The sequence below is a fragment of the Mycobacterium sp. NPDC003323 genome, from assembly GCF_053589535.1.
Window position 1 is genome coordinate 1 of record NZ_JBSFSB010000009.1, and the last position, 13433, is coordinate 13433.

At 66.0% G+C, this 13433-nt stretch carries 17 protein-coding genes; 10 read left to right on the forward strand and 7 right to left on the reverse strand.

Features of this window, described 5'->3' with window-relative positions; all coding sequences use genetic code 11:
• A partial coding sequence (locus tag ACWDUN_RS19590; protein ID WP_449931581.1) for a metalloregulator ArsR/SmtB family transcription factor occupies positions 1-262 on the reverse strand: 262 nt, incomplete at its 3' end.
• 566 nt (positions 263-828) lie between these two features.
• Between ACWDUN_RS19590 and ACWDUN_RS19595 the strand changes: the two genes are divergently transcribed.
• Entirely contained in the window at positions 829-1725 is an 897-nt protein-coding gene (locus tag ACWDUN_RS19595; protein WP_449931850.1) for a universal stress protein, read from the forward strand.
• Here the strand turns inward: ACWDUN_RS19595 and ACWDUN_RS19600 are convergent.
• The 5 genes from ACWDUN_RS19600 to ACWDUN_RS19620 form a co-directional block, all read right to left on the reverse strand.
• Positions 1722-2603 (reverse strand): universal stress protein, encoded by an 882-nt coding sequence (locus ACWDUN_RS19600; RefSeq protein WP_449931583.1) that lies wholly within the window; start codon positions 2601-2603, stop codon positions 1722-1724. The two genes, ACWDUN_RS19595 and ACWDUN_RS19600, sit on opposite strands and share 4 nt — an antisense overlap.
• An 11-nt stretch (positions 2604-2614) precedes the next feature.
• Entirely contained in the window at positions 2615-3634 is a 1020-nt protein-coding gene (locus ACWDUN_RS19605) for a zinc-binding alcohol dehydrogenase family protein (protein ID WP_449931585.1), read from the reverse strand.
• A 15-nt stretch (positions 3635-3649) separates the two neighbouring features.
• Positions 3650-4648: an alpha/beta hydrolase gene (locus tag ACWDUN_RS19610; protein WP_449931587.1), complete on the reverse strand. Its 999-nt coding sequence runs from the start codon at positions 4646-4648 to the stop codon at positions 3650-3652.
• A 151-nt stretch (positions 4649-4799) separates the two neighbouring features.
• Complete coding sequence (locus ACWDUN_RS19615; RefSeq protein ID WP_449931589.1) at positions 4800-5675, reverse strand: universal stress protein; 876 nt, start codon at positions 5673-5675, stop codon at positions 4800-4802.
• A gap of 34 nt (positions 5676-5709) precedes the next feature.
• Positions 5710-7128, reverse strand: a complete 1419-nt coding sequence (locus tag ACWDUN_RS19620; protein WP_449931591.1) for a wax ester/triacylglycerol synthase family O-acyltransferase — start codon at positions 7126-7128, stop codon at positions 5710-5712.
• Positions 7129-7257: 129 nt separating this feature from the next.
• Here ACWDUN_RS19620 and ACWDUN_RS19625 point away from each other — a divergent pair, with 129 nt between their 5' ends.
• The 9 genes from ACWDUN_RS19625 (at position 7258) to truA (ending at position 12747) form a co-directional block, all read left to right on the forward strand.
• Complete coding sequence (locus ACWDUN_RS19625) at positions 7258-7908, forward strand: response regulator transcription factor (RefSeq protein WP_449931593.1); 651 nt, start codon at positions 7258-7260, stop codon at positions 7906-7908.
• A gap of 218 nt (positions 7909-8126) precedes the next feature.
• The gene (infA, locus tag ACWDUN_RS19630) at positions 8127-8348 is read left to right on the forward strand and encodes a translation initiation factor IF-1 (RefSeq protein WP_003418601.1); all 222 of its coding nucleotides are present in this window, start codon (positions 8127-8129) and stop codon (positions 8346-8348) included.
• Positions 8349-8396: 48 nt separating this feature from the next.
• Positions 8397-8510 carry a 50S ribosomal protein L36 gene (gene rpmJ / locus ACWDUN_RS19635; protein ID WP_079925868.1) on the forward strand — a complete coding sequence of 38 codons (114 nt, stop codon included), beginning with the start codon at positions 8397-8399 and terminating at the stop codon, positions 8508-8510.
• 143 nt (positions 8511-8653) lie between these two features.
• Positions 8654-9028 (forward strand): 30S ribosomal protein S13, encoded by a 375-nt coding sequence (gene rpsM, locus ACWDUN_RS19640; RefSeq protein ID WP_067963615.1) that lies wholly within the window; start codon positions 8654-8656, stop codon positions 9026-9028.
• Between the two features lie 6 nt (positions 9029-9034).
• On the forward strand, positions 9035-9451 hold the full coding sequence (rpsK, locus tag ACWDUN_RS19645; RefSeq protein ID WP_019512358.1) for a 30S ribosomal protein S11: 417 nt from the start codon (positions 9035-9037) through the stop codon (positions 9449-9451).
• A 14-nt stretch (positions 9452-9465) separates the two neighbouring features.
• A complete protein-coding gene (gene rpsD / locus ACWDUN_RS19650; RefSeq protein ID WP_083055599.1) occupies positions 9466-10071 on the forward strand; it encodes a 30S ribosomal protein S4 in 606 nt (201 codons plus the stop codon).
• A 68-nt stretch (positions 10072-10139) separates the two neighbouring features.
• Positions 10140-11192: a DNA-directed RNA polymerase subunit alpha gene (locus tag ACWDUN_RS19655; RefSeq protein ID WP_440759207.1), complete on the forward strand. Its 1053-nt coding sequence runs from the start codon at positions 10140-10142 to the stop codon at positions 11190-11192.
• A gap of 63 nt (positions 11193-11255) precedes the next feature.
• Positions 11256-11870: a 50S ribosomal protein L17 gene (rplQ, locus tag ACWDUN_RS19660; protein ID WP_449931598.1), complete on the forward strand. Its 615-nt coding sequence runs from the start codon at positions 11256-11258 to the stop codon at positions 11868-11870.
• Positions 11871-11877: 7 nt separating this feature from the next.
• Positions 11878-12747 carry a tRNA pseudouridine(38-40) synthase TruA gene (truA, locus tag ACWDUN_RS19665; RefSeq protein WP_449931600.1) on the forward strand — a complete coding sequence of 290 codons (870 nt, stop codon included), beginning with the start codon at positions 11878-11880 and terminating at the stop codon, positions 12745-12747.
• Here truA and ACWDUN_RS19670 read toward each other — a convergent pair.
• Positions 12744-13379, reverse strand: a complete 636-nt coding sequence (locus ACWDUN_RS19670; protein WP_449931851.1) for a cutinase family protein — start codon at positions 13377-13379, stop codon at positions 12744-12746. The genes truA and ACWDUN_RS19670 overlap by 4 nt on opposite strands.
• Positions 13380-13433 lie beyond the last annotated feature (54 nt).

A 13433-nucleotide genomic window follows, 5' to 3' on the forward strand; every position in this document is an offset into this window, starting at 1 on the left:
GGCCGGCGTCGCGCAGCACCTTGAGGTGATGTGACACCGTCGGCTGCGATACCGCGACGCCGTCGGCGACGTCGCAGACGCACGCCTGGCCACCGGCGCGGCTGGCGATCGCCGAGAACAGTTGCAGCCGAACCGGATCGGCGAGAGCCTTGAGTTTGACGGCCATGTCGGTGGCCTCGGCGGCTGTCAGTGGCTCGCGCAGCAGCGCACCCGGCGCGCAGCAGGCATCCGGAGGGGGAGCGCCTGCGGATGAATTCGACACCCATCGATATTGACAATTATCGAATCGAGGTGCAAGCAAACAACGGGTGAACGAATCGGCGGTGGATGCAACTGTCGTGGGCAACGGAACTATTGCGCAGCATGCGCAAGTGCGCTGACCGCGCGGCGTCAGAAACGCCGCCCGAGCACACGTCTGGTGCCCCGGGCGAGAAAAGGGATCGATGAACGCTCCAACGCGAATCGTCTCCGGCCGCAGCGACGCCGCCGGCTCCGGATCCGACGGCGTGCCATGTCCGGCAGGCTCGATGAACCCTCCTGCCTCTGGTCGTGCGGACCAGCGAAACCGTCAGACCCGGCTGCTCGAGCATGACAGCACCGACGGTAGTCCTGCTGCCGTTCAATAGATAGGGTCAACCTCCCCTGCAGGGTGGCTCAGTACCCCGACAGCCCACATGCCGCTTCGACCATCGCGCCTCGCAACTCATCCGGCACGGGTGATGCGAAAGGACCGATGGCGCGGTGTCGAGGACCAAAGACCATGCCGATGTCGTGGTCAGCCCCCTAGCCTCGGAGGCATCCCTGGATCGGCAAACGTGAAGGCAGATGATGACCGTATCGGACTCGCAACCCGTCGTCGTCGGTGTCGATGGTTCGAAAACAGCTTTCCGTGCTGCCTTTTGGGCCGCGGAGGAGGCGGTGACCCGAAACGCGCCGCTGCGCCTGGTGACCGTGCTCGTCCGGCATGATCGAAACCCGAGCACGGACACGGCAAACGCCGGCAAGGAGCTCCGCGAACTCAAGGCCGCGCTGCAGGCCTACCAGCCCGCTCTCGACGTCGAAACCGACCTGCTGACAGGCGATCCGGCCGACGTGTTGGCCGAGGCGTCACGTTCTGCGCAGCTGTTGTGCGTCGGGTGGAAGGGAACGCACGATTCCGGACCCGGCCGACGGGGATCGACAGCGGCGAGGGTGGCGCGTACGGCGAAGTCGTCGGTGGCCATTGTGCACAGGCGACATGCGCATCATCCTGTCGGGCCGCACCGATGGGTGGTCGCGGTTCTCGATGATCGGTTCGATTCGACCGGTCTGCTGCAGGTTGCCGGTGCGGAGGCAAGATCGCGCACCGCATCGATTCTCGCGCTGTCGCCTTGGCCGACCGATTCGAAACGGACAGCAGGTATCCGGCACGCGCTGGCGGCGACGTTCCGCGAAGGAGCAGGCAAGGACACCTTGCGGTGCGTCCTTCAGCGGCCCGATGACATCGTCGATCTGCTGGCATTGAGCGCCCAGATCGACCAGCTTGTCATCACCTGGCCCGATGACCCTGGCCTGGTCAATCAGCTGCTCAGCACGCGATCCACGAATATCCTGCGCGGAACCGACTGCTCATTGTTGATCTTCCGGGACTCCCAGCACGGCGGCCCTTCAGGGGCATGCGGATCACCGGGGGAGACGTCTACCCGTGACACCGACGCGCTGCGCGCTGCGCTGCAAACGCACTAGGTGCCACGAACGACGACGACCGGGGTGACCGTCGCCTCGGCCACCGCGACCGCGACGGAGCCGGCGATCAACGTGGACAGGCGCCCTCTGCCGTGACCGCCGACGACGACGAGACCGGCTTCGGCCGCGCTTTCGGTGAGCCAATGTGCCGGACGGTCGCAGTACACGCGCTCGGCGACGGTGACATCGGGGTAGCTCAGTCGACTCTCAGCGAGTGCCCGGGTCAGCGCGGCGTGTGCGTGTCGGCGGTAGTCCTCCCATTCGGGGCCCAGAATTTCGAGCACACCGACATCACTCCAAGCGTGCACGGCAACCAGCCCGACATGTCGCCGCTGAGCCTCGGCGAAAGCGAAGGTGACCGCGTGGTTCGATATCGGCGAGCCGTCGACTCCCACGACGACCGGCTTGCCGGCGCGGTCGGCATCATAGGAATGGATGACGGCGACCGGACAATGTGCCCTGCTGCACAACGCCGAGCTCACCGATCCAATCCTGCGTCCGCCCAACGACCCGCGAAAGCGGCTGCCCACCACGAGCATCCACGCTCGGGTCGAAAGTTCGATGAGGATCTTGACCGGGTTACCGAGATGCAAAGCGATCGTGATATCGGCAGCGCGCAACGCGGTGTCTCGGGTCAGCCCGGATCTGATATCGCTGAGATAGTCCCTGGCATGGTGCATGCGCAGCTTCTGCAGACGATCACGAAGTGCCGGATCAGGAGTGTCGATGATGACGGTCGGGCAGGCATGTGCCAATACGAGTCGTCTGCTACACAGGAGCGCCTCGTCAGCGGCCCACGCAACTGCGGCCGCACTCGCCTCTGATCCGTCGACGGCGACCACGATGGCCGGGGTGTCGTCGGGGCGGCTCGTCTCCATGTGATCGCCTCTCAGGACCCGACTCTCAGTGTTGCTGCGCCGGTGATGGCGCCCGATCCGAGGTCTTCGAGGGCGCGGTCGGCGTGTGCGAGCGGATAGCGCGGCCCGGTGACGTCGAGCCGGTGCCGGCCCGCGAACGCCAGGAACTCGACAGCATCGACGCGGGTATTCGAAGTCACCGAACGCACTTGGCGTTCCTGAAACAGGTGGCGTTGGTAGTTGAGTACGGGAATGTCGCTGAGATGGATGCCTGCGATGGCCAATGTGCCTCCGCGGTCGAGTGCTGCCATTGCAGGCGGCACCAGGTCGCCCACCGGGGCGAACAGAATTGCCGAGTCCAGGGCGACGGGGGGCCGGTCCGCAGGTCCTTGAGCGGAGGCCGCCCCGAGTTCCAGGGCGAGTTTGCGGGCATCCTCGCCGCGGGTCATCACATGGACCTCGGCGCCTTCGGCAAGGGCAACCTGGGCGGTGATGTGGGCGCTGCCGCCGAAACCGTATATGCCCAATCGGCCGCCGGCCGGCAGACTTGCGCGGCGCAGCGACCGGTATCCGATGATGCCCGCGCACAGCAGCGGGGCGAGTTCGTCGTCGCTGTATCCGTCGGGCAGTGAGTAGACGTAGGCGGCTGGCGCGGTGAGGAATTCCGCGTAGCCACCATCGGCATCCCAACCGGTGTACCGACTGTCCGGGCAGAGGTTCTCTCGGCCGGCCGCGCAATAGCGGCATCGTCCGCAGGTATGCCGAAGCCATGCGACACCGACCCGCGCCCCCGCAGTCAAGTTGGTGACGTTCGTTCCGAGCGACACAACCTCTCCGACCACTTCGTGCCCGGGCGTCACGAGAGGCCGGTGCACCGGGAGGTCACCTTCGGCAACGTGCAGATCGGTGCGGCACACGCCGCAGGTTTGCACGGCAATCAGAACCTCGTCGTCGGCCGGTACCGGTATCGGGGTGTCGACGAATTCCAGGGGGTGTGTGCTCACCGGGCCTGGTGTGCGCACTCGCCACGCCTTCATCATCGGAGTCGTCATGATGCCTTGCCCCTTCTACCGCACGACGGAACGCGGATAGGGCCGTTGGCCATCGAGGTGGTCGTCACGATCGGTCGGATCCGGCGAGAGTCCGAGAATTCGACTCAGGAAGCGACAGTGGTCCTGGGCGAGCTGATCGCGTGCCGCGCCGTGGTACAGGTCGAAATGGCCGACCGGATACTCGATGGTCGTCAGATGCACTGCACCGGCGACCTTCTCTTTGACGAACGGCGACGAGACCTCGGCATCGTCGTGCGCGAGTGTCACCATCAGCGGGCATCGGATCCGCTCGGCCGTCCCGTCACGGTACCGCGGAGCGTGGAACAGAAACCGTGGTGTCATCCGGTTGCGCCAGGTCGGGGCACTTGCTTCGACATACCGGAAGCGTTGTGCCAGTTCGGGATCGCTGAAGGCGGCATGTCCCAACGGGCCGTACACCGGAAGGTAAAGTGGGCTGAGCCCCAGCCATCCGCGCACTTCGTCGAGTGCTGCGCAGCAGACGAGCCACCCAACCGCCCGCGCGATCGCCGCCGGGCCCGGTCGGTAGGTGGCCGACCGGTGCCGTCGGCGCAGTCCGCGGTACATGTCCAGTGCCGGGACATTCGCGACCACAGCGGCCAGACGGGAGTCTTCGGCGGCGATGGTGATGACGTGACTCCCGCCGAGTGAGGTGCCCCAAAGAGCGATTCGCCGCTCGTCGATGGCGGGGTGAGATCGCGCGTAGGCCAACGCTGCTCTTATGTCGTCGAGCTGGCGTCGGGAATCGACCAGCTGGCGGGGCATTCCCTCACTCGCGCCGAAGTGGCGGTAATCGAAGATCAGAACCGCGCTGCCGGCATCGGCGAACACCCGTGCAAAATCCGGCAGTATCCAGTCCATCGTTCCGGAGAAACCATGGGCGAGCACCACACACGGGAAGGGCCCTGCACCGGCGATCGGGATATACAGAACCGCCGCGACACGCGAACCACCAGAATGGAAATGTACGTCCTGTGTGACATGACCGACATCCATTTTTCGACGGTAGCGGTCTGGATCTGGATTCGTGAGTGTCTTTGTCCCGCTTCGATGGTGACCAAGGTCCCTGCGGCGGCGCCGTGCTGGGTATGGGGCGGGCGCGATCAGCCCGCTACCGCTGCGGATCGGTCACCCTGGTCAGGTGATGTCATTGCGGACGAGCGACCAGCACCGGAACCCTGGCTGCGTGCACCACCGCGTTGCTGACCGAGCCGAGCAGCGCACCCGCAACAGCCCCATGTCCGTGGCTGCCCACCACGATCAACTGGCAGGAGCTCGAGCGTTCCACCAGCCGTCCGGCCGGCTGGTCGGCGACCACGACGCGTTCGACCGTCACGTCGGGGAAGCGGTGCTGCCACGTCGTCAGCATCTCCTGGATCTGCCGGTTCACCTCGGGGCGCAGGGTCTCCCAATCGAAACCGGGCATCTCGAAGGCGCCGGGGGACCACCATGCGTGCATGGCGACCAAACCCACCCCGCGCCGGGATGCCTCGTCGAAAGCCAGCGCAATAGCCGACTGCGAGGCCGGCGACCCGTCGAAGCCGAGCAACACCGGCGCATCGGCGGTGGGCGTCGGGGCCGCATCGTGAACCACGACCACCGGGCAATGCGCGCGGTGCAGTAGTCCCGAGCTGACGCTGCCCAGCACCCAGCGCGACAGCGCTCCCTTTCCCCGCGATCCCACCACGACCATCCCTGCCGTCCGCGACGCATCCACCAGCGCCGCGGTCGGGGTCGCCACGACGAGTTCGGTCGTCACCGGTACGGCATCCTCGACGATCTTCTCGACACGCTCGGCGGCGTCCGCGAGAAGTTCTCGGCCCATCTTCACACGCCAATCCAGATATCCGGTCGGCATCGGGGCGACCGGCCAGGCATCGACCGGTAGCGTGCTGGCGTGCAGCACGGACAAGGGCACCCCGCGTAGCTTCGCCTCCCTGACGGCCCACTCGAGGGCCGGTTGGGAATGATCCGAATCATCAATCCCGACAATGATCTTGTCGACTGTTACCGGTTCGGTCATCTCGTTCCTTTCGGCTGCTCGTACGTCCGTCGAGCTATCTGGCGGCTTCGGTCGATTCGATCAGGGCAAGTGCACGCCGACCCGGATGCGGGTGCCGAGCGACCGCGGTGAGGTGTGCCACCGCCCGTGCGATGCCCGCCGTCAGTGCATCGACATCGGGGAAAGCGTCGAAGTCGCCGGTTATTCCGAACACCAGATCGTCACCGTAGCTCAGGATCGCCACGGCGGCGCGGAGTCGTAACGCCACCGGCGGAATGGGCAGCATCTGAACGACTTCTCTTCCCAACACATGCAGATGATCACGGGGTCCGGGAACATTGGTCGCCAATGTGACGACGCCGCGCTGCGGCAGCGACGTCAGGACGCGGACTGCCCGGGTCGCGATGGCGAACGGCACCAGCTTGAGTGCGGCGACCGCATTACTGCCGGCTTGTCGCTGACCGCTGGACTTGGCCTTGTCCAGCCGCCGATGCACACTATGGAGTTGTTGCACCGGGTCGGGTTCGTCGACCGGCAGATAGGGCAGCATCACCGAGACCCGGTTGCCGGCAGCATCGGCCCTGTCGTCGGCTCTCACCGATACGGGCACGAGTGTCCGTAGCGATTTGGGTTGTGGCACCTCACCGCGGCGCTTGAGTGCTGCCCGGAAGCTGTCGGTGATGGCGGACAGCGCCACATCATTGAGGGTGACATCGAACGCGTGGCACACCGCAGCGACGTCGGTCAGCGGCACCCGGACGGCACTGTAGCGCCGCATCGTGGTCACCGGGCCGTTCAGCGTGTTCTTCGGGCCCGCGCGAAGCAGGCTGTCGATGATCTGGACGGTGCCGCCGATGGTCAATGCCGCCGCCGTCGATGCCGCCGATGCGGTATCCCAGATGGTGCGTGCCCACCGCAGCGGGTTCAGCGTCAGGAGCGCGCCGGGTTGCCGGGTGTCGTCGGCGATCCGCGCAGCGCGAATGGCGCCGACGTATGTCTCACCCTCGCCGCCGTCGCTCAGTCCGGCCAACATGTGCATGGTCGCGATGCCATCGGCGATGCAGTGGTGCACCTTCATCAACAGTGCCCACCGACCTTCGGAGAGCCCTTCGATGATCCAGCACTGCCAGAGCGGACGTTCCCGGTCGAGTCTGGGTTCCATGGCTTCGGCGGCGAAGGTGAACAACGCAGCGTCGTCACCGGGGGCCGGTAGGGCCGCGCGGCGGATGTGATGGGCCAGGTCCAACGCAGGGTCATCCATCCACTCCGGCGCCGACAGGTCCATGGCGTGCCTGCGGACCACTTGACGCAGGCGAGGTAGGGCCAAGATCCGGTCGCCGATCGCGGCTGTCAGTTCGTCATGTTCGGGGGCTGGGCCCGCCAGGACCGCGATGGCACCGACGGCCAGGCTGATGTGCGGATCGGCATCCTCGGCGTCGAGGAATCCCGCATCAAAGGCGTTGAGACGCTCCACCTGCATCACTATCGACTCGGCTTACGCCTGATGTCAGAGTCCGAGGTCCCTGTCCATTGAGGACCTGTGGCCTCTTCCCGCGGTGTGTCGGCAAGCTCAGAATGGGGGGACGTCGGAGAAAGGTGCTCCATGGTCCGCGTTTTCCTGGTCGACGACCACGAGTTGGTGCGCCGCGGCCTGATCGATCTGCTCAGCAGCGATCCCGAGTTGGAGGTGATCGGCGAGGCGGGCTCGGTCTCGGAGGCGATGGCGCGCATACCTGCGCTGCGTCCGGATGTGGCGGTACTGGACATCCGGCTGCCGGACGGAAACGGCATCGAATTGTGCCGTGACCTCTTGTCCAAGGTGGCCGGTCTGCGCTGTTTGATGTTGACCTCGTTCACCACCGAGGAGGCGATGCTCGACGCCATCCTCGCCGGCGCCAGCGGCTACGTGGTCAAAGACATTCGGGGTATGGAACTCGCCAAGGCGATCAAGGACGTCGGCGCGGGCCGATCATTGTTGGACAACCGGGCCGCAGCGGCGCTGATGGCGCGGTTGCGAAATGACGCCGAACACGCGGATCCATTGTCGGGGCTGAGCGGTCAGGAGCGGGTGCTGCTGGATCTGCTCGGGGATGGCCTGACCAACAAGCAGATCGCCGATCGCATGTTCCTTGCCGAGAAGACGGTGAAGAATTACGTGTCGCGTCTTCTGACCAAGCTCGGGATGGAACGCAGGACGCAGGCGGCGGCGTTTGTGACCCGCATGGAACGGCCGAAGCGGTCGGCCGACTTCTGACGTGCGGCTGAAAGGAACGCCATTTCACGCACGATTTTGGCGCAGACCAGGACAGCGGGTATCGTAGACCAACGGTGCGGCCTCCGCGCCGACTCTTTGCGTGCCTCGTCTGGAAACCTTACCGATTTCGGATCCGGCTCACACGTCATGTAGTCGGTGAGTCCGGTCGTGCCGGGGCGTAGAGATACGAAAACGAAGGCAAGGATCGCTAAGACAGTATGGCCAAGAAAGACGGTGCCATCGAGGTCGAGGGCCGCGTGGTCGAGCCTCTGCCCAATGCGATGTTCCGCATTGAGCTGGAGAACGGACACAAGGTTCTGGCCCACATCAGCGGCAAGATGCGGCAGCACTACATCCGCATCCTGCCCGAGGACCGCGTCGTGGTGGAGCTCTCTCCCTACGACCTGTCCCGGGGCCGCATCGTGTACCGGTACAAGTAAAGACCGCCCACCAGCAATCGACAGACGACAGAACAGGATCGCGAAGCCGTGAAGGTGAACCCGAGCGTCAAGCCGATCTGCGACAAGTGCAGGGTGATCCGCCGGCATCGGCGCGTCATGGTGATCTGCTCCGACCCGCGCCACAAGCAGCGTCAGGGCTAGAGACCAGCACCACCCACAACTGAATGCAGACCTCCCAGTACCACTGAGCAGATTGGCTGCTCACCACGTCCGGCACGGAGGCCGGACCCCGTGAGGGGAACGGACTGGGATCAGACCTCCGCAACGAAAAGGAACACTGCCCGATGGCACGTCTCATGGGCGTTGATCTCCCGCGCGACAAGCGCATGGAGATCGCGCTGACCTACATCTACGGCGTCGGCCGTACCCGCTCCCAGGAGATCCTGGAAGCCACCGGCATCAGCCGGGACCTGCGCACCAAGGACCTCACCGATGACCAGGTGACCCAGCTGCGCGACTACATCGAAGCCAATCTCAAGGTGGAGGGTGACCTGCGCCGCGAGGTTCAGGCCGATATCCGTCGCAAGATCGAGATCGGCTGCTACCAGGGCCTGCGCCACCGTCGTGGCCTGCCCGTGCGTGGACAGCGCACCAAGACCAACGCGCGTACCCGCAAGGGCCCCAAGCGCACCATCGCCGGCAAGAAGAAGGCCAGGTAACCCCGGATGGCACAGGCAAAGAAGGGCGGCACCGCCGCCAAGAAGGGTCAGAAGACCCGCCGCAGGGAGAAGAAGAACGTCCCGCACGGCGCTGCTCACATCAAGAGCACCTTCAACAACACGATCGTCTCGATCACCGATCCCCAGGGCAACGTCATCGCCTGGGCCTCGTCGGGTCACGTCGGCTTCAAGGGTTCGCGCAAGTCGACCCCGTTCGCCGCGCAGCTGGCCGCCGAGAACGCTGCCCGCAAGGCGCAGGAGCACGGCGTCAAGAAGGTCGACGTCTTCGTGAAGGGCCCGGGTTCGGGCCGCGAGACCGCGATCCGTTCGCTGCAGGCCGCCGGCCTCGAGGTCGGCGCGATTTCCGATGTCACCCCGCAGCCGCACAACGGCTGCCGTCCGCCCAAGCGGCGCCGGGTCTAGGGAGGATCTAGAAAATGGCTCGTTATACCGGACCCGCAACCCGCAAGTCGCGCCGCCTCGGCGTCGACCTCGTCGGCGGCGATCAGTCGTTCGAGAAGCGCCCCTACCCGCCCGGCCAGCACGGCCGTGCGCGGATCAAGGAGAGCGAATACCGCACCCAGCTGCAGGAGAAGCAGAAGGCTCGCTTCACCTACGGCGTCATGGAGAAGCAGTTCCGCAAGTACTACGAAGAGGCCAACCGGCAGACCGGCAAGACCGGTGAGAACCTGCTCCAGATCCTGGAGAGTCGGCTGGACAACGTCATCTACCGGGCCGGCCTGGCCCGCACCCGGCGGATGGCGCGCCAGCTGGTCAGCCACGGCCACTTCACCGTCAACGGTGTGAAGGTCAACATCCCGAGCTACCGGGTGTCGCAGTACGACATCATCGACGTCAAAGAGAAGTCGCTGAACACCTTCCCGTTCGAGGTGGCCCGGCAGACCGCCGGCGAGCGCCCGATCCCGTCCTGGCTGCAGGTCGTGGGCGAGCGCCAGCGCATCCTGGTTCATCAGCTGCCCGAGCGGGCGCAGATCCAGGTGCCGCTGACCGAGCAGCTCATCGTCGAGTTCTACTCGAAGTAATCGGTTGCAGCGTCCGCTGCAACCGACCAGACGGCATCAAATAGCGGGTGCCGAGAAGGAGATAGAAAATGCTGATCTCTCAGCGACCCACCCTGTCCGAAGAGTCGTTGGCCGAGAACCGGTCCCGGTTCACCATCGAACCGCTGGAGCCCGGCTTCGGTTACACCCTGGGCAACTCGCTGCGGCGCACGCTGCTGTCGTCCATCCCGGGCGCGGCGGTCACCAGCATCCGCATCGATGGTGTGCTGCACGAGTTCACCACCGTCCCCGGTGTGAAGGAAGACGTCACCGACATCATCCTGAACCTCAAGGGTCTGGTCGTGTCCTCCGAGGAGGACGAGCCGGTCACCATGTACCTGCGCAAGCAGGGCCCGGGTGCGGTCACCGCCGGTGACATCGTGCCGCCGGCCGGTGTGACGGTGCACAACCCGGATCTGCACATCGCGGCCCTGAACGACAAGGGCAAGCTCGAGGTCGAGCTGGTCGTCGAGCGTGGCCGCGGCTACGTGCCGGCCGTGCAGAACAAGGCCTCCGGCGCCGAGATCGGCCGCATCCCGGTCGACTCGATCTACTCGCCGGTGCTCAAGGTGACCTACAAGGTGGAGGCCACCCGCGTCGAGCAGCGCACCGACTTCGACAAGCTCATCCTCGACGTCGAGACCAAGAACTCGATCAGCCCGCGCGACGCGCTGGCCTCGGCCGGTAAGACCCTGGTCGAGCTGTTCGGTCTGGCTCGCGAGCTCAACGAGGCGGCCGAGGGCATCGAGATCGGCCCGTCGCCGGCCGAGGCCGATCACATCGCCAGCTTCGCGCTGCCGATCGATGATCTGGACCTGACCGTGCGTTCGTACAACTGCCTCAAGCGCGAGGGTGTGCACACCGTCGGCGAGCTGGTCTCGCGGACCGAGTCGGATCTGCTGGACATCCGCAACTTCGGCCAGAAGTCCATCGACGAGGTGAAGATCAAGCTGCACCAGCTCGGTCTGTCGCTCAAGGACTCACCCGCCACCTTCGATCCGTCCGAGGTGGCCGGGTACGACGTGGCCACCGGCACCTGGACCGGTGACACCGGCTACGACCTGGACACCGACCAGGACTTCGCCGAAACCGAACAGCTCTAAGAACAGAACGTCCGTCCCGGCCCTACCTGACACGGGGGTCGGCCCCACAAGGAGATAGTCGCAATGCCCAAGCCCACCAAGGGTGCCCGCCTCGGCGGTTCGTCCTCGCACCAGAAGGCCCTGCTGGCCAACCTGGCCACCTCGCTGTTCGAGCACGGCCGGATCAAGACGACCGAGCCCAAGGCACGGGCGTTGCGTCCGTACGCCGAGAAGCTGATCACCCACGCCAAGAAGGGCCAGCTGCACAACCGCCGCGAGGTGATGAAGAAGATCCGCGACAAGGATGTGGTGCACACCCTGTTCGCCGAGATCGGTCCCTTCTTCGCCGACCGCAACGGTGGCTACACCCGCATCATCAAGATCGAGAACCGCAAGGGCGACAACGCCCCGATGGCGGTCATCGAACTGGTGCGGGAGAAGACCGTGACGTCTGAGGCCAACCGCGCCCGCCGCGCGGATGCCGCTCAGAAGGTCGCCGCCGCCGCGGCACCCCAGGCTGCTGTCGAGCCCGAGGCTGCCGAGGGTCCCACCGCCGACGAGGCCTCGGCCGAGGAGTCGACGGGCGCCGACGAGGCCGTGACCGAGGAGACCACCGAAGCCGAGGCCACCGAGGCCCCGGTCGAGGAGGCCACCGAGGCCGAGGAAGCCAAGGACGAGAAGGCTGACGACGCAAAGTAGTCGAGCTGTGAACGAACCCGCCACCCCAACAGGTGGCGGGTTTGTTCGTTTGCGGCTCGACATCGCCTACGACGGCACCGATTTCGCCGGCTGGGCCACCCAGGCCGGGCAGCGGACGGTGGCCGGTGTACTCGAGGACGCGCTCTCGACGGTGTTCCGTACCCCGGTGGTGCTGCGGGCGGCCGGCCGCACCGACGCCGGTGTGCACGCCACCGGACAGGTGGCCCACCTCGATGTGCCGACCGACGCACTGGGACATGCCTTTCCGCGAAGCCCACGCCCGGCCGGCGAACCGGAGTTCGCGCCGCTGACCCGACGGCTGAGCCGCTTCGTGCCCGAAGAGATCCGGGTGCTACGCGTGGCGCGCGCCCCGCAGGGCTTCGATGCGCGCTTCTCGGCCCTGCGCAGGCACTACGAATACCGGTTGGGTACCGCGCCTTTCGGGGTGCTGCCCCAGCAGGCCCGGTTCGTCACACCCTGGCTGCGACCGCTGGATGTCGAGGCGATGGCCGAGGCCTCCCGGCAGCTGGTGGGTCTGCACGATTTCGCGGCATTCTGCCGGCACCGCGAGGGCGCCACCACGATCCGGGATCTACAGCGGCTCGACTGGGTGTGCGACGGTGACCTGATCACCGCGCACGTCAGTGCCGACGCCTTCTGCTGGTCGATGGTGCGCTCGCTGGTCGGCGCGCTGCTGGCGGTCGGGGAGGGCCGCCGAGATCCGCACTGGTGCGCCGGACTGCTGGATGCGCCGAAACGCTCCAGCGATTTCGCCGCGGCCCCGGCCCGAGGCCTGACGTTGGTCGGCGTCGATTACCCCGCCGACGACGAATTGGCGGCACGCATCCAGATCACCCGGGATCTGCGCACCCTCTAAATCCGCGGTGCCACGAAGTCGGCCGCCTGGTTGACCATGCCGGCGTTGATATAGGCCGGCGCCAGATGGTCGGCCCAGTAGTCCTGCCAATTCTCCGGATCGGTCGGATTGCAGATCGGATCATCGCCGTGGCACAGCTCGATGGTGCGTTCCTGGTACAGCGGATTGAAGTTCGAGATCGGCCCGACCCAGGCGATGCCGTTGCCGAACAGTGCGACGGCGGCGATCTTCTGATCGGCACCCGGGGGCAACGGCTTGTTGAATCCGAACGCCGAGAACGGGACCGCGAGCACCACATCGGTGACCGCGGCGCCCAGCGAATACCCGCCCAGCACCAGCCGGGTGTCGGGGCAGGTGGCCGCCATGTGTTGTACGCGCGCACTCATGTCGTTGGCGCCGATGTCGATCTCGGTGTCGGCCGGGTACTTCACCGCGTACAGCGCGACGTTCTTGCCCGTCTTGGAGCGCAGCGCGCTGATCAGAGCATTGCCGATCTGACCCGCTCCGGGGGATTCGACGCGGCCGCGGGCGAAGATGAGCTCGGCGTCGGGGCAGGAAGCGGCCCCGGCGACCGGTAGCAGCGCGGGTGCGGTCAGCGATGGTGTGGTCAGGGTGGCCAACGCGACGACCATGGCGGCTGCCAGCACCGTGAAGCGGCGGCCCCGACCCCTCGGCTTCAAGATCAC

What these genes read in the sequence shown, in the direction of transcription:
- ACWDUN_RS19615 (WP_449931589.1), bottom strand. Translation starts at nt 5,675, where the DNA reads ATGACCGAACCGGTAACAGTCGACAAGATCATTGTCGGGATTGATGAT.
- ACWDUN_RS19595 (WP_449931850.1), top strand. Translation starts at nt 829, where the DNA reads ATGACCGTATCGGACTCGCAACCCGTCGTCGTCGGTGTCGATGGTTCG.
- ACWDUN_RS19625 (WP_449931593.1), top strand. Translation starts at nt 7,258, where the DNA reads ATGGTCCGCGTTTTCCTGGTCGACGACCACGAGTTGGTGCGCCGCGGC.
- ACWDUN_RS19655 (WP_440759207.1), top strand. Translation starts at nt 10,140, where the DNA reads ATGCTGATCTCTCAGCGACCCACCCTGTCCGAAGAGTCGTTGGCCGAG.
- rpsM (WP_067963615.1), top strand. Translation starts at nt 8,654, where the DNA reads ATGGCACGTCTCATGGGCGTTGATCTCCCGCGCGACAAGCGCATGGAG.
- rpsD (WP_083055599.1), top strand. Translation starts at nt 9,466, where the DNA reads ATGGCTCGTTATACCGGACCCGCAACCCGCAAGTCGCGCCGCCTCGGC.
- rplQ (WP_449931598.1), top strand. Translation starts at nt 11,256, where the DNA reads ATGCCCAAGCCCACCAAGGGTGCCCGCCTCGGCGGTTCGTCCTCGCAC.
- rpsK (WP_019512358.1), top strand. Translation starts at nt 9,035, where the DNA reads ATGGCACAGGCAAAGAAGGGCGGCACCGCCGCCAAGAAGGGTCAGAAG.
- ACWDUN_RS19600 (WP_449931583.1), bottom strand. Translation starts at nt 2,603, where the DNA reads ATGGAGACGAGCCGCCCCGACGACACCCCGGCCATCGTGGTCGCCGTC.
- ACWDUN_RS19605 (WP_449931585.1), bottom strand. Translation starts at nt 3,634, where the DNA reads ATGACGACTCCGATGATGAAGGCGTGGCGAGTGCGCACACCAGGCCCG.
- ACWDUN_RS19610 (WP_449931587.1), bottom strand. Translation starts at nt 4,648, where the DNA reads ATGGATGTCGGTCATGTCACACAGGACGTACATTTCCATTCTGGTGGT.
- ACWDUN_RS19670 (WP_449931851.1), bottom strand. Translation starts at nt 13,379, where the DNA reads ATGGTCGTCGCGTTGGCCACCCTGACCACACCATCGCTGACCGCACCC.
- infA (WP_003418601.1), top strand. Translation starts at nt 8,127, where the DNA reads ATGGCCAAGAAAGACGGTGCCATCGAGGTCGAGGGCCGCGTGGTCGAG.